Raw genomic sequence first — 18380 nt, forward strand, 5'->3', positions numbered from 1 at the left:
AATTGTGAACTGAGCATTGTGAATTAAAAAGGAGGATTTTATGCTAAAAGGAAAATGTGCAATAGTTACAGGAGCATCAAGAGGAATTGGAAAGGCAATAGCTTTAAAGCTTGCATCTCTTGGAGCTAATATAGTTTTAAATTATAGAAGTAATGAAAAAGAAGCATTAGAAGTTGAAAATGAAATAAAAGGCATGGGTGTAGAAACTTTATGTGTAAAAGGTGATATATCTAAGTCAGAAGAAGTTGATAATCTTATCAATTCTGCTAAAGAAAAATTTGGCACTATAGATATAATGGTAAATAATGCAGGAATCACAAAAGATGCATTAATAATCAGAATGAAAGAAGCAGATTTTGATAATGTTATTGATGTTAATCTAAAAGGTGTGTTTAACTGCTTAAAAGCTATAACTCCAATTATGATGAAACAAAAACATGGAAAGATAATAAATCTTTCATCAGTAGTTGGAATTACTGGAAATGCAGGTCAAGTAAATTATTCTGCGTCTAAAGCTGGAGTAATTGGAATGACAAAATCATTAGCTAGAGAAGTTGGTTCAAGAGGAATCACTGTAAATGCAGTAGCACCAGGATATATCGAAACAGATATGACAGAAGCTCTAGCAGATAAATACAAAGAAGAGATGAAGAAGACTATACCGCTTAAGAGATTAGGAAAAGCAAGTGATGTAGCAAATGTTGTAGCTTTCCTTGCAAGTGAAAGTGCAGATTATGTTACAGGGCAAGTTATCCAGGTTGACGGTGGAATGTTAATGTAATGGAGGAAGTTTGATTTATGGAAAGAAGAGTAGTAATTACGGGGATGGGAGCTCTGACTCCGATAGGAAATGATGTAAGTACGTTTTGGGATAATGCAAAAAGCGGAAAGCTAGGAATAGATTATATAACTTTAGTTGATAAAGATTTAGTAGATGTAAAAATAGCAGCAGAAGTTAAGGGCTTTGATCCAGATACTTTAATAGGTAAGAAAGAAGCAAAGAGATTAGATAGATTTGCTCAATTTGCTTTGGTTGCATCAGATGAAGCAATAAAGAATTCAGGAATAGATTTAGAAAAAGAAAATCTAGAAAGATTTGGAGTAATGCTTGGATCTGGTATAGGTGGATTTGAAACTATTGAAACTGAATGTACTAAAATTGCAACTGGAAAGTCTAAAAGAGTATCTCCATTTTTCGTTCCTATGACAATAATAAATTTAGGTGCAGGAAATGTAGCTATTAAATATGGATTAAGAGGACCATGTACATCAGCAGTAACTGCTTGTGCAACAGGAACAAACAATATTGGTGATGCATTTAGAACAATAAAACATGGTTATGCAGATGTAATGCTTGCAGGTGGAGCAGAAGCACCTATAACTAGACTTGGAGTTACTGGATTCCATAGTATGAAGGCATTAAATTCAGGAAATGATCCAGAAAGAGCTTCTATCCCTTTCGATAAGGAAAGAGGTGGATTTGTAATGGGAGAAGGTGCAGGAGTTGTAATTCTTGAATCTTTAGAACATGCTGAAGCTAGAGGTGCAAACATCATAGCTGAAGTTGTAGGATATGGATCAACTTGTGATGCATATCATATTACATCTCCAGATCCAGAAGGAGCAGGAGCTTCAAGAGCTATGGCTGATGCGTTGCAAGAGGCAGGAATTAAACCAGAACAAGTTTCTTATATAAATGCTCATGGAACTTCAACAGAATTAAATGATAAATTTGAAACAGCAGCTATTAAAAAAGCGTTTGGAGAAGAAGCATACAAAGTTCCAATATCTTCAACAAAATCTATGACAGGTCATCTTTTAGGAGCAGCAGGAGCAATAGAAGCAATAATATGTGCAAAGGCTCTTGAAGAAGGATTTATCCCGCCAACAATCGGATATAAAACAAAAGATGAAGAATTAGATTTAGATTATGTGCCTAACGTTGGAAGAAAGCAAGATTTAGAATATGCACTTACTAACTCTTTAGGCTTTGGTGGACATAATGCCACTTTACTTTTGAAAAAGTGGAAATAATAAAGATATATTTGGTAAAATAAAAAGTGTTACATATATTTTATGCCAGAAAAGTTAAATGCAGTTAATAAGAAATATTAACTTTTGAATGTGACTTAGTACGGCATAAAATATATAAATAATATTTTTGAATAAGATATATATATACATTGCAGAAAATAATTCCTAAGAATAATTCTAAAAATATTACAAGAATTTCATATGCAATTATGCATTGTGAAATGATAATTGTGAATTGAAATGTGAATTGATAATTGAGCATTGTGCATTAAGCTGTGAATTGTGAATTGTGCATTGTGAATTAAATTATGAATTGTGAATTGCAACATATATAAGAGGAGGATATTTTTATGGACTTTGAAAAAATTAAAGAGCTTGTTAAATTGGTTGACTCTTCAAGTTTAGCCTTTTTTGAGCTTCAAAGTGGAAATGATCATATAAAGATGGATAAATCATTAACTAGAGGATTAGCTGATAATGGCTCAGGAAATTATACTCCAGCTGTAAACAATCAGGTTAACACTGCTGCTAGTTCACTTAGTTCAGTAGAAAGATCAGAAAATCATATAGTGGAGAAAGAAGAAGTAAAGGCTGCTGAAAAAGAAGTAGTTATAGACGATAAGGATGTAAGTATTATAACTTCTCCTATGGTTGGAACATTTTACTCTTCAGCATCACCAGAAAGCTCACCTTTCGTAGAAGTTGGCGGCACAGTTTCTAAGGGAAAGGTTATTTGCATTATAGAAGCTATGAAACTTATGAATGAAATCGAAAGCGAATATAATGGAGTAATAGTAGAACGCTTAGCTAATGACGGAGATATGGTAGAATATGGCCAGCCATTATTTAAGGTTAAGGGGGAATAATTAATGCTTAACATAAATGAAATAAAAAAAATTATACCACATAGATACCCAATGCTTTTAATAGATAGAGTAACTGAAATGGAAATAGAAGAAAAACAATTTGTAAGAGGATATAAAAATGTTTCTGCAAATGAAGCATTCTTTCAAGGGCATTATCCAGAAGAACCAATTATGCCAGGAGTACTTCAAGTTGAAGCTTTAGCTCAAACAGGAACAGTTGCTATTCTTTCAATGGAAAGATTTAAAGGTAAGACTCCATTATTTGCAGGTATCAATAAAGTTAGATTTAAAGGAAAAGTTGTACCTGGAGATAAGCTTGATTTATATTGTGAAATTATTAAGATTAAAGGACCTATAGGTATTGGAAAAGGGATTGCCTCAGTAGATGGAAAAACAGTTTGTGAAGCTGAAATACTTTTTGCGTTGCAGTAGGATAGGTGATAAAAATGTTAAAGAAAGTGCTAATTGCCAACAGAGGAGAAATTGCAGTTAGAATAATTAGAGCTTGTAGAGAAATGGGAATAAGTACAGTAGCTGTTTATTCAGAAATAGATAAAGAAGCACTTCATACTCAACTTGCAGATGAAGCTGTATGTATTGGTTCTGCAATGCCTAAAGATAGTTATTTAAACATAACAAACATTCTAAGTGCATGTGTTTTAACTGGAGCTGACGCTATACATCCAGGGTTTGGATTTTTATCAGAAAATCCTAAATTCGCAAAGATGTGTAGACAATGCAATATTAAATTTATAGGTCCTGATTATGAGACAATTGAGCTTATGGGAAATAAGGCTAAAGCAAGAGAAATTATGAAAGCTTCTGGTGTCCCAGTAGTACCTGGATATGAAGGTGAAATAAGAGATGAAGCCCATGCTTTAGAAATTGCAAAAGGTATTGGATACCCAATAATGATAAAAGCATCAGCAGGCGGCGGCGGTAAAGGAATAAGAGTTGCTAATAATGATGAAGAATTCTTAATGGGCTTTAAAACTGCTAAAACAGAAGCAAAAGCTTGTTTTGGAGATGATTCATTATATATAGAAAAATTTGTTCAAAAGCCAAAGCATATTGAATTTCAAATATTAGCCGATGAACATGGCCATGTTATACATTTATGTGAAAGAGAATGCTCAATGCAAAGAAAGAACCAAAAGGTTTTAGAAGAAGCACCATCAAATGTATTAACAGAAGAATTAAGAGCTAAAATGGGTGAAATTGCAAAGAAAGCAGCTCTAGCTGTAGATTATAAGAATGCAGGAACTATAGAATTCTTGTTTGATAGAGATAATAATTTCTACTTCATGGAAATGAATACGAGAATACAAGTAGAGCATCCAATTACTGAAATGATTACAGGTATAGACTTAGTAAAAGAACAATTGAAGATAGCATCAGGAGAAAAATTAGCTTATACCCAAGATGATATAAAGATTAAAGGTCATGCAATAGAATGTAGAGTTAATGCAGAAGATCCAGAACATGATTTCAGACCATGTCCAGGAACAATCGAAGAGCTTTGTGTCCCAGGGGGTATGGGAGTAAGAGTAGATTCGGCTATATTCTGTGGATATAAAATTCCTCATTGCTATGATTCTATGATAGCTAAATTAATTACTTTTGGTGATAATAGAAATGAAGCTATTGTAAAAATGGATAGAGCATTAGCAGAATTTGCAGTAGGTGGGGTAAAAACTAATATTGATTTTGAATTATCAATACTTCATACTAAAGAATTCTTAGAAGGAGATTATGATACTTCATTTTTAGCAGAAAAGATGGTGAAGAAGAATGCTTAAGGATTTATTTGTAAAAAGACAATATGCAACTGTTAAATCCTCAACGTTAAAAAAGAGTGTTTCTGAAGAAAAGCCTAATATACCATCAGGTATGTGGGAAAAATGTGATAAGTGTAATTCAATGATATATGCAGAAGACTTAGAAAATTCTAAGTTCGTTTGCGCAACTTGTGGTCATCATTTTAGACTTAATGCAAAAGAAAGAATAAAAGTATTTTTTGATAAAGATACTTTTAAGGAATTCTGGAAAGACTTAAAAACTACGAATCCATTAGATTTTAAAGGCTATGAAGAAAAATTAAAGAGCGGAAAGACTGATAGTACAGAAGCTGTTGTTACTGGAGTTGGAAAGCTAAATGGTATAGAAGTAGCATGTGCTATTATGGATAGCTTCTTTATGATGGGAAGTATGGGAACTGTAGTTGGTGAAAAGATTACAAGACTTATAGAACATGCCACAGAAAATAAACTTCCATTAATGATTTTCACAGCATCTGGCGGTGCTAGAATGCAGGAAGGTATTTTTTCACTTATGCAAATGGCAAAGATAAGTGCAGCTCTAGCAAAGCATAGTGAAGCTGGTCTTTTATATATTTCTATATTAACAGATCCAACAACTGGAGGAGTAACTGCAAGTTTTGCAATGGAAGGTGATATAATTTTAAGTGAGCCTAATGCATTAATAGGATTTGCAGGAAGAAGAGTTATTGAAAACACAATTAAAGAAACTCTTCCAGATAATTTTCAAAAAGCAGAATTTTTACTTGAAAAAGGTTTTGTTGATGCCATTGTTGAAAGAAAGAATATGAGGGCATGTATATATAAAATTCTTATTTTGCATGGAGTGAGGAATTAATTATGGATAAAGATTTTATGAAAATTAATGTAACACCATGGGAAAGTGTTGAAATAGCAAGGCACAAAGACAGACCATCTGGGCAATATTATATAGAAACTATATTTAAAGATTTCATTGAATTTCATGGAGATAGAAACTTTGGTGATGATCAAGCTATAATTGGTGGAATCGCATCTATTAATGATATAAATGTTACAGTTATAGCAATAACTAAAGGATCAAATACTAGTGAGTATATAAAAAGAAATTTTGGAATGCCTAATCCGGAAGGATATAGAAAAGCATTAAGACTTATGAAGCAGGCTGAAAAATTTAAAAGACCTGTAATTTGTTTTATAGATACTATGGGAGCATTTCCAGGTATGGGAGCAGAAGAAAGAGGTCAAGGGCAGGCTATAGCAAATAATCTTTTTGAATTAAGTAGATTAAAGACACCAATAATTTCAATTATAACAGGTGAGGGCGAAAGTGGAGGAGCTTTAGCTTTAGCAGTTGCAGATAAAATCTTTATGTTAGAACATTCTATATATTCAGTTCTTTCACCAGAAGGATTTGCTTCGATTCTATGGAAAGATCCAAACAGAGTTAAAGAAGCAGCAGCAGTTGCGAAAATTACTGCTAAAGATTTAAAGGGTTTTGATATAATTGATGGTATCGTAAAAGAACCTAGGGGTGGTGCACATAAAAACCCTGTTAAAGCAGCAGAGGCTCTTAAGAAAACAATTGTAGATAACTTGTTAGAATTAAAAGAAAAAGATTTAAATGAACTAATAGATAATAGATATAATAAATTCAGAGCTATGGGGAATTTTTATTAATTATATTTCTAGTTGCGATATATTTTATATAGATAAACAATATATGACCTAGATTTATGCAATAATCCACCGAAAGTAAAAACATTGTTATTTCACAGGACTATGAAAATTTTGCTGAAAGTGCTAAATTGCAGGCTGCACCACTAATGCTTGCTCCCAATTTAATTGTGACAAGCATCAATGGAACAACCTGCTGCTTAGAACCTTCAGCGATATTTTCATAGCTTTTCGGAATCAAAATATTTATGATTTCGGTAAGGTATCACATAAGTCTAGTTTTAAAGTTGGATATCTATAGCTTATAATTGATTTGTATATGGCAAGATTTAATATAGGGGCTAAAGGGTAGAGAAATACTCTTTAGCCCTATTTTTTGTTTTATTAAAATAACTTATAGGATATAATATAATAAATCAGTTAAAGATCGGTGGTGTATGTAGAGTATGAAGAAAAGGTTTAATAGTACTGGGGTTTGTGTTTCAAGAAAATACTATATGGTTGACATAAGTAAGAAAATTGAACAAATAAAAAAACTTATAGATAATGAATTTTATTTTACTATAAATAGGCCTAGACAATATGGAAAAACGACGACTTTGAATGAGATAAATAATAAATTAAAGGATGTATATTTAGTTATAAATATAAGCTTTGAAGGAATTGGAGATATTGTATTTGAAGATGAAAAAAGCTTTTGTAATAAATTCTTGAAACTAATAATTAAAGATCTAGTATTTTCAGATAAAGAAGAAAGCAGGAAGCTAGAAAATTTAAGCAGAGAAATTAGGGATATTGAAGAGTTATCAGAAATAATAACACAGTTTGTTGAGAATGCAAAAAAGGATGTTGTTTTAATTATAGATGAAGTAGATAAAAGCTCAAATAACCAGTTGTTTTTAAGCTTTCTTGGAATGCTTAGAAATAAGTATTTGGCTAGAGAAGTTGGAAAGGACTTCACTTTTAAAAGTGTTATTCTAGCTGGAGTATATGATGTCAAAAGCTTAAAACTAAAAATTAGAAACGAGAATGAGGAAAAATACAATTCTCCATGGAATATCGCAGCAGATTTTAATATTGATATGAGTTTTTCGTCCAAAGAAATAGCTACTATGCTAAATGAATATGCAATAGAAAATTCTTTATCTATGGATATAGATAAACTTAGTGAAGAGATTCACTTTTTTACAGATGGATACCCGTTTTTAGTTAGCAGGCTATGCCAAATTGTAGATGAAAAAATTTATGAATTGGATAAAGGGCCTTGGGAGGGTGAAGATATACAAAAGGCAGTTAAAATTATTTTAGAAGAAAAAAATACTTTATTTGATAGTTTAATAAAGAACTTAGAAAACAATAAAGAACTTTATGATTACATTGAAGACATAATAGTGAGGGGAAATGATAAGAGCTTTAATAATGATAATCCTCTTGTTGATTTAGGGGTGCTTTATGGATATTTCAAAAATACAGATGGCAAAGTTCAAATATCTAATAAAATATTTAGGGAAAGAATTTATAATTATATGATATCAAAGTTTGAAAATAATTATAGTAATATGGAGAAATATAACTTCAAGGAAGCCTTTGTTAAAGAAAATGGAGAATTGAACATAGAAAAAATTCTAAAAAGGTTTCAGCAGTTTATGAGGAACAGTATTCTTCTAAGGATAAAGAATTTGCAGAACATCATGGAAGATTCTTATTTTTAGCATTTATAAAGCCTATAATAAATGGAACAGGATTTGATTTTAAGGAAGTTCAGGTTTCAGAAGAGAAAAGATTAGATGTAGTTATAACCTACAATAAGTTTAAGTATATAATTGAGATGAAAATATGGAGAGGTTTAAAATACCACGAAAAGGGAATCGAGCAGCTTTGTGATTATTTGAATATATATGATTTAAATAAAGGGTATCTCTTAATATTTAATTTTAATAAAAACAAAGAGTTTAAAGAAGAAAGATCTAATATTAATGGAAAGGATATTTTTCAGGTATATGTTTAAGTTAATCAGATCAATGTTATAGGTTTAGATTGATTGGAGAGTGTAAAAATGGAAAGCAATAGTACAAGAGTTGCAAAGATAGCTACTAAAATGGCTATATGTGATAGACATGAAGAAGAGCATTTAAAGAAAGTATATGCAGAGAAAGGAATTAAAGTTACCGCAGTAAATGTAGGTGGAAATATTAATTCATCGATAGCTAAAATACTTGAAAGTGCATTAGTTGCTGCAAAAAGAAACGAGTTAATAAGAGAAGAACATTTGCATGAAGGTGCTGTTATAGGTGCAACTAGAGATGCGGTTATTCAAGTTGCAAATAGAGCAAATGGGCAAAATGTAGGTGGAAAAATTGGAATAGCTAGAGGCGGAGAACATATTTCAGTGTGTATATTCTTAAGTATTGGACTTCTGCACTTAGATGAAGTAGTTATAGGAATAGGGCATAGGGCATTACCTTTATAGCAGGAAACAATTAACAGAATTAAATATTATTTATGGGATGGTGATAAAATTATGTTAAAAAAATTTAATGTCACTGGAACTTGCATTCCTAATAAACATTACATTGTAGATATTTCGAAAAAAATAGATAAAATAATGAAGCTTATTGATGGTGAAGAGTATTTCGTGATAAATAGACCAAGACAATATGGGAAAACTACAACTTTATTTTTACTAGATAATAAGTTAAAGGAATCAGAAGATTATTTTCCTATAAAGATAAGCTTTGAAGGTATAGGCGATTTGATTTTTGAGGATGAAAATAGGTTTAGTAAAGGTTTTATGAAAATATTAGAACGTACAATCGAGTTTGAAAATGTTGAATTATCAAAATTTATTTCTTCTAATAAAGAAAGCGTAGAAACCTTAGATGATTTATCCTATTTTATAACTAAATTTGTTAGAGAGATAAACAAAAAGGTAGTATTAATGATAGATGAAGTTGATAAAAGCAGTAATAATCAATTGTTTTTGAGTTTTTTAGGAATGCTTAGAAACAAATATCTTCTTAGAAGTGAAGGGCGGGATTATACTTTTCACAGTATAATTTTGGCTGGTGTCTATGATGTTAAAACTCTTAAAGTTAAAATAAGAAGTGATGAAGAACATAAATATAACAGCCCTTGGAATATAGCCTCAGATTTTGATGTTGATATGAGTTTTTCAAAAGAAGAAATAATGACTATGCTTGAGGATTATGTAGAAGATAAAAAAGTTATATTAGATAAAGAATACTTTTCAGAAAAGCTTTATTTTTATACAGAAGGATATCCGTTTTTAGTAAGCAAATTATGTAAGATAATAGATGAAAAGATAATGAGTGATAATGAATTTGTTTGGGAAAAGGAATATATGGATTTAGCTGTAAAAGAAATATTAAAAGATAGTAATACTAATTTTGAGAGTCTTATTAAAAATATAGAAAACAATGAGGAACTATATGATTTTGTTAAAAGAATAGTATTAGATAATGAAAATATAAATTATATAAAAACAGATAATATAGTAAGTTTAGGAAGTATATACGGTATTTTAAAGGAAAAAGATGGAGTTTGTAAAATAAATAATAAGCTTTATGAGCAATTGATTTATAATCATATGATGATGAAAGTAATAAGGCAGGATAAGAAATCAGTTATGTCTCAATATAATTATAAGTCCAATTTTATAAAAGAGGATGGAAATCTGGATGTAAAAAAGATTTTAATAAAATTCTCAGAGTTAATGAAACACGAATACTCAGCGAAAAGAGAAGCTTTTTTAGAAGCAGATGGAAGATTACTATTTTTAGCCTTTATAAGTCCAATAATAAATGGCACAGGATTTGCATTTAAGGAAGTACAGGGCGGAGATGAAAAACGTTTTGATATAGTCATAACTTATAATAAGAAAATGTATATATTAGAACTTAAGAAATGGAACGGAGAAGCTTACCATAAAAAAGGATTGATACAGTTAAGTGAATATTTAGAGCAGTATGGATTAGAAGAAGGCTATCTTTTAATATTTGATTTTAGAAAAACTAAAAACGAAACAGGAAAGCTAGATGAGGAGCTTGTAAATTTCAGTGAAAAACAAAAAAGAATAATACAAGTATACTGCTGATTTACGTATATGAAAGAAAAGGGGCTGTCATTAACGGATTCTAATCCGTTAATGCGACAGCTCCTTTTTTTGATAATCCTATATATGAAGAAAATAGTAATTCTCAACCTGACAACTTCATCATTCATTAATTGTGAACTGTAAATTATGCATTGTGAATTGTAAAAGGTGAACTGTAAATTATGCATCGCGAATTGAGCATTGTGCATTGTGAATTGATGTATAATTTTTATACTAAAAAACTAAAAAAGCTTGCAAAGTAAGGGTAGCAACTTTACAAGTATTTCAAAATATGATATCATAACTTAAAAGATTTATAAATTATTATCAATTTATTTGAATATTTATCATAAATATAGATATATAATTATGATTGTATTTATTGAGAAGGTAGTTGGCATTTTGAAGTATAGTAGGAAATTGATAATAAGAATATAGTAGGAGGATAGAAATATGGTAGGAAAAAAGAAAGCAGCCATGCTGCTATGTACAGTTTTAGTTGGAGGAATTCTTGCAGGATGCGGAAAGAGTGCAACGGATTCTAATAATGGAGGTGCTGCATCATCGGCAGTGAAGAATATTGGAGTGATTCAGTTAGTTCAACATGATGCTTTAGATGCGTCTAATAAGGGATTTGTTGATGGATTAAAAGAAAAGGGATATGAAGAAGGTAAGAATATTAAAATTGAACAACAAAATGCTCAGGGTGAACAAGCTAATGCTCAAACAATTGCTAAGCAATTTACAGATGCAAAGAAAGACTTGATTTTTGCAATTGCAACACCAGCAGTTCAAGCAGCTTATAATTCAACTAAGGATATTCCAATAATATTCACAGCAGTAACAGATCCTGTTAAAGCAGAAGTAGCAAAGGATTGGAAGAGCTCGGGAACAAATGTTACAGGTACATCAGATAAAGTTCCTGTGGACAAGCAAATAGAATTATTAAAAAAATTACTTCCAAATGCTAAAACAGTAGGAGTAATTTATAACACTTCAGAAACAAATTCTGTAACTCAAGTTGATGAGCTTAAAGCAGCGGCAGATAAACAAGGCTTAGCAGTAAAAGAAATTGGTGTTACAAATGTTAATGAGATAAATCAAAATTTAGCAAGTGCTTTAGGTCAAATAGATGTATTATATACACCTACAGATAACACAGTTGCTTCAGGATATGCGTTAGTAGGTAAACTTTGTTTAGATAAAAACGTTCCTATAATAGGTGCAGAAGAAGCAGTAGTAACTAAAGGTGGACTTGCTTCTATAGGAATAGATTATTACAAACTAGGAAAAGAAGCTGGATATAAAGCAGCAGAAGTTTTAGATGGAAAGAAGCCATCAGATGTTGAAATAAGCACATTAAGTGATATGTCATTTACTATAAACACTGATGTAGTTAAGAAATTAAATATAACACTTCCAGCAGATATAGAATCAAATTGTAAAAAGGTAACTGGAGGCGTTGAGTAGTGGGTGTTTTAATAAATATTTTAGAACAAGGGCTGCTATTTTCATTAGTTTCAATCGGAGTATATATAACTTATAAAATTTTAGATTTTCCTGATTTATCAGTGGACTCTACATTCCCACTTGGGGCTGCAATTTCAGCAGCTCTTTTGGTAAATGGGGTTAATCCATGGATTAGTATAATAATAGCAACCTTAGGTGGAGCATTAGCTGGAGGAATAACAGCATTTTTGCATGTTAAGCTTAAAATAACAAATTTAATGGCTGGAATATTAGTAATGATAGGATTATATTCTATTAACTTAAGAATAATGGGAAAAGCAAATGTTCCATTATTTAATACTCCTAATTTATTTAAGTCATCAATTCCGGCTATAGTAGTGATTTTGATAATGGTTATTGTAGTTAAAATACTATTAGACTTATATTTAAAGACTAAATCAGGATTTTTGCTTGTAGCTGTTGGGGATAATGAACAAGTAGTTTCATCTCTTGGAGTAAATAAAGATTTGGTTAAAGTGTTAGGTCTTATGATAAGTAATGCATTAGTTGCACTTGCTGGGGCACTAACTGCACAATATCAAGGATTTAGTGATGTTGGAATGGGAACTGGTACTGTTGTAATGGGGCTTGCGGCAGTAATTATCGGAACATCATTATTTGAGAGATTATCTTTTATTAAAGTGACTACCTTATCAATACTTGGGGCAATTATATATAAGGCGGCAATAGCAATAGTATTAAAACTTGGATTAAATGCCAATGACTTAAAATTAATGACAGCCATAATTGTAGTTATAGCATTATGTTCTAATAGCGGTGTCTTGAAATTTAAGAAAAGAAAATCTGTTATAGGAGGTAGTGCTAAAGATGTTAAAAGTGAAACAACTATCCAAAGTGTTTAATCAAAATACAATAAATGAAAATAGGGTTTTTGATAGATTATCATTGGATGTTAAGCAAGGTGACTTCATAAGTATAATAGGTTCAAATGGAGCAGGTAAATCAACATTGTTAAATATGATATCTGGAACTCTTGAAGCAGATTCAGGATCAATATTATTAGATGGTGATGAAGTTATTAATAAACCTGAATACGCAAGATCAAAGTCCATTGGGAGAGTTTTTCAAAATCCATCAATGGGTGTAGCACCTAATATGACAATATTAGAAAATATCGCTCTTGCAGATAATAAGGGAAAATCCTTTGGGCTTAGCTTTGGGATAAATAAAAAGAGGATAGATTATTACAAAGAGATGGTAAAAGAACTTAATTTGGGGCTTGAAGATAAGCTTTATAATAAAGTACAGCTTTTATCAGGAGGACAGAGACAAGCTTTAACTCTACTTATGTCAGTAATGTCTAAACCAAAATTATTATTACTAGATGAGCATACAGCGGCGCTAGATCCTAAAACATCAGAAATAATAATGGATATAACAAGAAATATAGTAAAAGACAGCGGAATAACAACCCTTATGGTTACCCATAATCTTAAACATGCTCTTGAGAATGGTAATAGACTTTTCATGATGCATAGAGGCAAGATTTTAGTTGACGTCAAAGGTGAAGAAAAAGAAAAATTAGATAATAATAAACTTCTTGGACTATTTGAAAAAGCTAATGGAGCAGAAGCTTTAAGCGATAGAACTTTATTTGGATAAACTACCGAAATTATGTGATAGCTTACCGAAAGAAAAGTTATTCTGGTGCTCGGTTGCTAGAGAAAAGGGCTATGGATTTCTAAAAGTAAAAGTTGCATCCATTTTTGCATGCTCCTGAGGCAAAGCTCAGGACAAGCAACAATGGAACAACGTCTACTTAAGAAATCCTATAGCTCTTTTCTCAATGCAACACTACGCAAAAGAATAACTTTTCTTTCTAGTATAGATAATCACTTGAAATTTTTTCCTTATTTTTTGTATTTAAATAATGTTAATATCCTAGATGCAACATGACCTAAAAGCATGCCCCTTATTTCTAGTGTAGATATAAAATAAATTAAAATTCCATTAAAAAATAATAACTATAATGAAGTGGTAAGAAACTTATAGATCTTACTGCTTATTTTTGTTACATATATATCGAAACAAATAACCCCTCATGATGATTCGAAAAAATATCCCAAGAATTGTATCCCTAATTGTGCATTGTGAATTGAAGTAAGAATTGTGAACTGTGCATTGTGAATCGTGAATTGTAAATTGTGCATTGAAGAATGTGAATTTTATAAAAAAACATAACAAGTTTAATTACAAAATATAACTTATGGAAAAATTATTGTAAAATATTTTGTTTTTTTGTGTCTAATTTAAATACTAAGTATAATATAAGAAAAAATTATGATATAATGGTAAATAGTGATGTTATTAAATTTAATTAACTATTTAGGGGGAATATTTTTTTGAGAAGATTAATGAAATTAATGATGTGTGTAATTTTAGACTAAACCTTTACGACTGATTATTTGAAAAAATGATTTAAACCGAAAAAAATGGTACATGCATTTAAAAATAGAAATTATAGGGAGTTTGACAGATGAACGAAGAAAACATAAGAATTGAGGAGTCCATTAGGATCGAAGAAATAATAAATATATTATTAAAAAGATGGAAGATGATACTTTCAATAACTTTACTTGCAACATTAACGGCCGGAATTGTTAGTTTTTTTGTAATTGCACCAAAGTATGAAGCAAGCACAAAAGTATTTATAGGTAAAGAAAAGACAGATAGCAAGGATCAAAATTATAACAATAGTGATATTCAGATGTATCAACAATTATTAAAAACTTATGCAGAGGTTATAAAAACTAATGCCTTAGTTGAAAAAGCTATTAATGCTGAAGGTTTTGATTTAATTTCTAAGGATGTACTTAATGATTTGACTGTTACACCGGCAGCAAACACTCAAATTTTGGAGATAAAATACATAAGTAAGGATAGAAATCTAAGTAAAGAAGTATTAGATTCTATAACAAATCAGTTCATAAAGACATCTACAGAACTTATTCCAAACGGTAATGTAAAAATAGTAGAGCCAGCGGAGCTGCCTGAAAATCCAGCTAGCCCTAATAAGAAATTAAATATTGCTATTGCATTTTTACTTGGACTTATGGTAAGCGTTGGATTAGCGTTTTTATTAGAATTCTTAGATAATACCTTTAAGAGTAAGGATCAATTAGAGCAAATATTAGGAATTCCTGTTATTGGTGCAATTCCTGAAGATTTGGAATAGGAGGATAAAAGATGTTTTCAGCAAGAAAATTACATAAAGCAGTAGAAAATCAGGAATATAGGGGCTTCGTAGTTGAAAAAAAGCCAAAGTCAATAGTATCGGAAGCCTATAGAACATTAAGAACAAATATTCAGTATTCATCATTTGATAAGACAATTAAAACTATTGTAGTTACAAGTGCGGAAGCAGCAGAAGGAAAGTCTACCGTGTCAGGTAATCTTGCATTATCTTTTGCTCAAAATGAAAAAAGAGTTATAATAGTTGATTGTGATTTAAGAAAACCTTCAGTACATAAAAACTTTAAATTATCAAACTTAAGTGGATTATCTGAAGTTCTTATAGGAAAAGAAAATTTAGATAATGTAATACAAAGTCGTAATGAAAATCTTGATATATTAACATCTGGTAAGATTCCACCTAATCCATCAGAAATGTTATCTTCAACTGCAATGACTAATTTAATACAAAAATTAGGGGAGAAATACGATATAGTAATTTTAGATAGTGCTCCACTTCAAGCAGTTACAGATGCTCAAATTCTTTCTACAAAAGCCGATGGAACTATACTTGTTGTAAGAGCGCAAAGAACAAGTAGAGAATCAGTAATTGATGCAAAGAATTTATTAACTAAAGTTGGGGCTAATATATTAGGAACTGTACTTCATGCAGTAGAAAATACTAGGGGTAAATACTACTACTATTATGGAAGCAGTGAAGAAGGTAAGTAGATATCCAAATTTGAACTTAGATTTATATCATAACTTACCGAAATTATAAATATTTTGATTCCGAAAAACTATGAAAATATCGCTGAAGGTTCTAAGCAGCAGGTTGTATCCACTTTAGCATGCGCCGACTTTCCTAGGGAAGCTCGACTCATTACATTCGCTGAGGAAGTTCGAGAACCCAAAATAAAATTTTGGACTCTCACTTCACAAGCTAAAATCGAACAACCTACAGCTAAGAACCTTTAACAGCTCATTTTCAAATGTTTTCTCCACAAATATATTTACAATTTCTAGTAAAGACATGAATTTAAAGTTCTAGCAAATTTGCTTATCTAATAAGTCGGAGGTTTAAATTGGATATATAATTACAGTTTAGCTTCTAATGTAACACTTCCACAAAAGCAAGATTTTTATTTCTAGTATAGAATATATTCAGGCATAGATATGGTTTGGAATATGGATATCTACTTGAAGTGGATTATGAATAAAAATTATAATTTCTAGCGAATTTGTTTATCTAATAAGTCGAAGATTTAAATTGGATATCTATGAAAATTAGTTTTATGAGTATATTTACGGAAAGAAGAGGGAAGCTTTTACTGATTTTTTATTTTTAGAGGAGAGGGATTGTTATGATAGTTGATATTCATTCGCATATAATACCTGGGATTGATGATGGATCTAAGGATATGGAAATGACTTTGGAGATGCTTAGAAATGCGGAAAAAGATGGTGTTAAAGAAATTGTGGCTACTCCTCATTATTTACTTGAGTATGGAGAAGCTACAATTGATGAAGTTAAGAATTATGTGAAGGAAATTAATAATATTTTAGTGAAAGAGAACATAGATATAAAGGTATATAGTGGTCAGGAAGTTTATTATACTGAAAAGATAATAGAATACTATATACAAGGGAATATTGGGACTATAAATGATTCTAGATATATGCTGATTGAATTTCCGATGAGAAAGTTTGATGAAAGTATATTTGACACTCTTTATGAGCTTCAAGTAAGAAATATAGTACCAGTAATTGCACATCCAGAAAGATATATTCCTATTATACAAGATCCTAAGAATATTAATAAGTTTATTAATGAAGGTTATTTATTCCAAGTAAATGCTGGAAGTATAGATGGAAGATTTGGAGAAAAAGTTCAAAGGACAGCTAATGTGCTTCTAAATAATGGGATATATAACTTTATAGGGTCTGATGCTCATAATATTAATAGAAGAAATACTGGTCTTAGTACGGCTTTGGATTTAATAAATAAAAGCACAATCAAGGATGTATTTAAAGATAGTTCTGAAAAAATGCTAAATAATGGGGAGATAAAGTTTTCAGGAGAGAAAATTAAAGAAAAGAAATCGATATTTGGATTTTTTAAAAGATAAATTTATTGTTAAATGTCTAACAATGGGATAAATTTCATGAGATGGATTGTCGAATCAATATTAACAAATTATTAATTATGTGGTATAATCTGTGATAGAGAGACGTTGATCCATATGTTTATCTGGGCACTTTATATATGGTGAGTTATTAGTGCAACCGGCTTTGATTTATGTTAAGGTTGGTTGCTTTTTGTGAATAATAAGGGGAAAATTTGTTCGTTTGGTGATAATGAGCTTTAGGGGGAGTAGTATGCAGCAGTTAGAATTTAACAGTGAGGAAGTTTTGTTTAAAGAACAACTGGAAACGGAAGACAGCAGAATAGGATATTGTTTTTTAAAGAGAACTATGGATGTGTTTTGTTCATCTATTGGACTTATAATTTTAAGCCCAATATTTTTAGTTGTGGCCATTTTAATAAGATTAGAATCAGAAGGAAATTCTATCTTTTCGCAAGAGAGAGTCGGAAGAAATGGCAAAAAATTCAGGATGTATAAATTTAGATCTATGGTGGCCAATGCAGAAGAATTAAAGGACAAGCTAAGTGCTAAAAATGAAATGGCTGGACCAATGTTTAAAATGAAAGAAGATCCAAGGGTAACTAAAATAGGAAGATTCATAAGAAAAACAAGTATAGATGAATTGCCACAATTAGTTAATGTCTTAAAAGGTGAAATGAGTTTAGTTGGACCGAGGCCATCACTTCCAAAAGAAGTAGTGAAATTTGAAGATTGGATGATGGAAAGATTAACAGTTAAACCAGGACTAACTTGCTACTGGCAAGTGTCTGGAAGAAGTGATATTGGCTTTGAAGATTGGATGAGATTAGACGTTAAGTATGTTAGAGAGAGAAATACTCTAGTTGACATAAAGTTAGTTTTAAAAACATTCGGGGTGTTTTTTGGTGATGAACATGCGAGATAGATTCATTTGGGCAGAGTTTGATCTGTGACTCAATAAATATAGAGAAATATTGTCGTAATTTTAATAAAAAAGTTTCAGATATGGTAATGGCATCTAAATTTATATCGAGTTAGCAACTATTTAATGTCCATAGATTTTATA

General features: G+C 30.7%; 18 protein-coding genes, 1 pseudogene and 1 riboswitch. Of the genes and pseudogenes, 18 read left to right on the forward strand and 1 reads right to left on the reverse strand.

The features are described 5' to 3' along the window. Window positions 1-40 precede the first annotated feature (40 nt). From fabG to AXY43_RS20375, 7 genes are all read left to right on the forward strand, one after another. Complete coding sequence (gene fabG / locus AXY43_RS20345) at window positions 41-781, forward strand: 3-oxoacyl-[acyl-carrier-protein] reductase (protein WP_105412051.1); 741 nt, start codon at window positions 41-43, stop codon at window positions 779-781. 17 nt (window positions 782-798) lie between these two features. Beyond that, on the forward strand, window positions 799-2034 hold the full coding sequence (gene fabF / locus AXY43_RS20350) for a beta-ketoacyl-ACP synthase II (RefSeq protein ID WP_039771299.1): 1236 nt from the start codon (window positions 799-801) through the stop codon (window positions 2032-2034). 350 nt (window positions 2035-2384) lie between these two features. Beyond that, window positions 2385-2900, forward strand: a complete 516-nt coding sequence (gene accB / locus AXY43_RS20355) for an acetyl-CoA carboxylase biotin carboxyl carrier protein (protein WP_039771297.1) — start codon at window positions 2385-2387, stop codon at window positions 2898-2900. A gap of 3 nt (window positions 2901-2903) precedes the next feature. Next, window positions 2904-3332: a 3-hydroxyacyl-ACP dehydratase FabZ gene (fabZ, locus tag AXY43_RS20360; RefSeq protein ID WP_011968417.1), complete on the forward strand. Its 429-nt coding sequence runs from the start codon at window positions 2904-2906 to the stop codon at window positions 3330-3332. A 14-nt stretch (window positions 3333-3346) separates the two neighbouring features. Then, window positions 3347-4699, forward strand: coding sequence for an acetyl-CoA carboxylase biotin carboxylase subunit (locus AXY43_RS20365; RefSeq protein ID WP_039771295.1), 1353 nt, complete (start codon window positions 3347-3349; stop codon window positions 4697-4699). Continuing rightward, the gene (gene accD / locus AXY43_RS20370) at window positions 4692-5555 is read left to right on the forward strand and encodes an acetyl-CoA carboxylase, carboxyltransferase subunit beta (RefSeq protein ID WP_077831053.1); all 864 of its coding nucleotides are present in this window, start codon (window positions 4692-4694) and stop codon (window positions 5553-5555) included. Before AXY43_RS20365 ends, accD begins: the two co-directional genes overlap by 8 nt. A 2-nt stretch (window positions 5556-5557) precedes the next feature. Beyond that, complete coding sequence (locus tag AXY43_RS20375) at window positions 5558-6376, forward strand: acetyl-CoA carboxylase carboxyltransferase subunit alpha (protein ID WP_077868889.1); 819 nt, start codon at window positions 5558-5560, stop codon at window positions 6374-6376. 100 nt (window positions 6377-6476) lie between these two features. On the opposite strand, the gene AXY43_RS28080 is transcribed toward AXY43_RS20375, so the two are convergent. Further along, the gene (locus tag AXY43_RS28080; RefSeq protein ID WP_206608168.1) at window positions 6477-6614 is read right to left on the reverse strand and encodes a hypothetical protein; all 138 of its coding nucleotides are present in this window, start codon (window positions 6612-6614) and stop codon (window positions 6477-6479) included. Window positions 6615-6819: 205 nt separating this feature from the next. On the opposite strand from AXY43_RS28080, the pseudogene AXY43_RS20380 reads away from it, so the two are divergent. The 11 genes and pseudogenes from AXY43_RS20380 (at window position 6820) to AXY43_RS20425 (ending at window position 18239) form a co-directional block, all read left to right on the forward strand. Continuing rightward, window positions 6820-8381, forward strand: a pseudogene (locus tag AXY43_RS20380) (AAA family ATPase). A gap of 48 nt (window positions 8382-8429) precedes the next feature. Continuing rightward, the gene (locus AXY43_RS20385) at window positions 8430-8843 is read left to right on the forward strand and encodes a HutP family protein (protein ID WP_023973440.1); all 414 of its coding nucleotides are present in this window, start codon (window positions 8430-8432) and stop codon (window positions 8841-8843) included. A gap of 51 nt (window positions 8844-8894) precedes the next feature. Continuing rightward, window positions 8895-10487 (forward strand): AAA family ATPase, encoded by a 1593-nt coding sequence (locus AXY43_RS20390; RefSeq protein ID WP_105412052.1) that lies wholly within the window; start codon window positions 8895-8897, stop codon window positions 10485-10487. Between the two features lie 453 nt (window positions 10488-10940). Then, complete coding sequence (locus AXY43_RS20395) at window positions 10941-11957, forward strand: ABC transporter substrate-binding protein (RefSeq protein WP_039771287.1); 1017 nt, start codon at window positions 10941-10943, stop codon at window positions 11955-11957. Beyond that, window positions 11957-12859, forward strand: coding sequence for an ABC transporter permease (locus AXY43_RS20400; protein ID WP_011968423.1), 903 nt, complete (start codon window positions 11957-11959; stop codon window positions 12857-12859). The genes AXY43_RS20395 and AXY43_RS20400 overlap by 1 nt, the downstream gene beginning before the upstream one ends. Continuing rightward, complete coding sequence (locus AXY43_RS20405; protein WP_011968424.1) at window positions 12825-13619, forward strand: ABC transporter ATP-binding protein; 795 nt, start codon at window positions 12825-12827, stop codon at window positions 13617-13619. The genes AXY43_RS20400 and AXY43_RS20405 overlap by 35 nt, the downstream gene beginning before the upstream one ends. Continuing rightward, window positions 13612-13737, forward strand: coding sequence for a hypothetical protein (locus tag AXY43_RS28550; protein WP_279220046.1), 126 nt, complete (start codon window positions 13612-13614; stop codon window positions 13735-13737). Before AXY43_RS20405 ends, AXY43_RS28550 begins: the two co-directional genes overlap by 8 nt. Before the next feature lie 756 nt (window positions 13738-14493). Next, a complete protein-coding gene (locus AXY43_RS20410; RefSeq protein WP_105412053.1) occupies window positions 14494-15192 on the forward strand; it encodes a YveK family protein in 699 nt (232 codons plus the stop codon). A gap of 11 nt (window positions 15193-15203) precedes the next feature. Continuing rightward, window positions 15204-15920, forward strand: coding sequence for a CpsD/CapB family tyrosine-protein kinase (locus AXY43_RS20415; protein WP_105412054.1), 717 nt, complete (start codon window positions 15204-15206; stop codon window positions 15918-15920). Between the two features lie 632 nt (window positions 15921-16552). Further along, complete coding sequence (locus tag AXY43_RS20420) at window positions 16553-17317, forward strand: tyrosine-protein phosphatase (RefSeq protein WP_105412055.1); 765 nt, start codon at window positions 16553-16555, stop codon at window positions 17315-17317. Window positions 17318-17406: 89 nt separating this feature from the next. After that, window positions 17407-17489: riboswitch (cyclic di-GMP riboswitch) on the forward strand. A gap of 78 nt (window positions 17490-17567) precedes the next feature. After that, entirely contained in the window at window positions 17568-18239 is a 672-nt protein-coding gene (locus AXY43_RS20425) for a sugar transferase (RefSeq protein WP_105412056.1), read from the forward strand. The last annotated feature ends 141 nt before the right edge of the window (window positions 18240-18380 follow it).

The sequence above is a fragment of the Clostridium sp. MF28 genome, assembly GCF_002969175.1.
Lineage (GTDB): Bacteria > Bacillota > Clostridia > Clostridiales > Clostridiaceae > Clostridium > Clostridium beijerinckii.

Coding starts and splice junctions, on each gene's coding strand:
- fabG (WP_105412051.1), top strand. CDS start 41: ATGCTAAAAGGAAAATGTGCAATAGTTACAGGAGCATCAAGAGGAATT.
- fabF (WP_039771299.1), top strand. CDS start 799: ATGGAAAGAAGAGTAGTAATTACGGGGATGGGAGCTCTGACTCCGATA.
- accB (WP_039771297.1), top strand. CDS start 2,385: ATGGACTTTGAAAAAATTAAAGAGCTTGTTAAATTGGTTGACTCTTCA.
- fabZ (WP_011968417.1), top strand. CDS start 2,904: ATGCTTAACATAAATGAAATAAAAAAAATTATACCACATAGATACCCA.
- AXY43_RS20365 (WP_039771295.1), top strand. CDS start 3,347: ATGTTAAAGAAAGTGCTAATTGCCAACAGAGGAGAAATTGCAGTTAGA.
- accD (WP_077831053.1), top strand. CDS start 4,692: ATGCTTAAGGATTTATTTGTAAAAAGACAATATGCAACTGTTAAATCC.
- AXY43_RS20375 (WP_077868889.1), top strand. CDS start 5,558: ATGGATAAAGATTTTATGAAAATTAATGTAACACCATGGGAAAGTGTT.
- AXY43_RS20385 (WP_023973440.1), top strand. CDS start 8,430: ATGGAAAGCAATAGTACAAGAGTTGCAAAGATAGCTACTAAAATGGCT.
- AXY43_RS20390 (WP_105412052.1), top strand. CDS start 8,895: ATGTTAAAAAAATTTAATGTCACTGGAACTTGCATTCCTAATAAACAT.
- AXY43_RS20395 (WP_039771287.1), top strand. CDS start 10,941: ATGGTAGGAAAAAAGAAAGCAGCCATGCTGCTATGTACAGTTTTAGTT.
- AXY43_RS20405 (WP_011968424.1), top strand. CDS start 12,825: ATGTTAAAAGTGAAACAACTATCCAAAGTGTTTAATCAAAATACAATA.
- AXY43_RS20410 (WP_105412053.1), top strand. CDS start 14,494: ATGAACGAAGAAAACATAAGAATTGAGGAGTCCATTAGGATCGAAGAA.
- AXY43_RS20415 (WP_105412054.1), top strand. CDS start 15,204: ATGTTTTCAGCAAGAAAATTACATAAAGCAGTAGAAAATCAGGAATAT.
- AXY43_RS20420 (WP_105412055.1), top strand. CDS start 16,553: ATGATAGTTGATATTCATTCGCATATAATACCTGGGATTGATGATGGA.
- AXY43_RS20425 (WP_105412056.1), top strand. CDS start 17,568: ATGCAGCAGTTAGAATTTAACAGTGAGGAAGTTTTGTTTAAAGAACAA.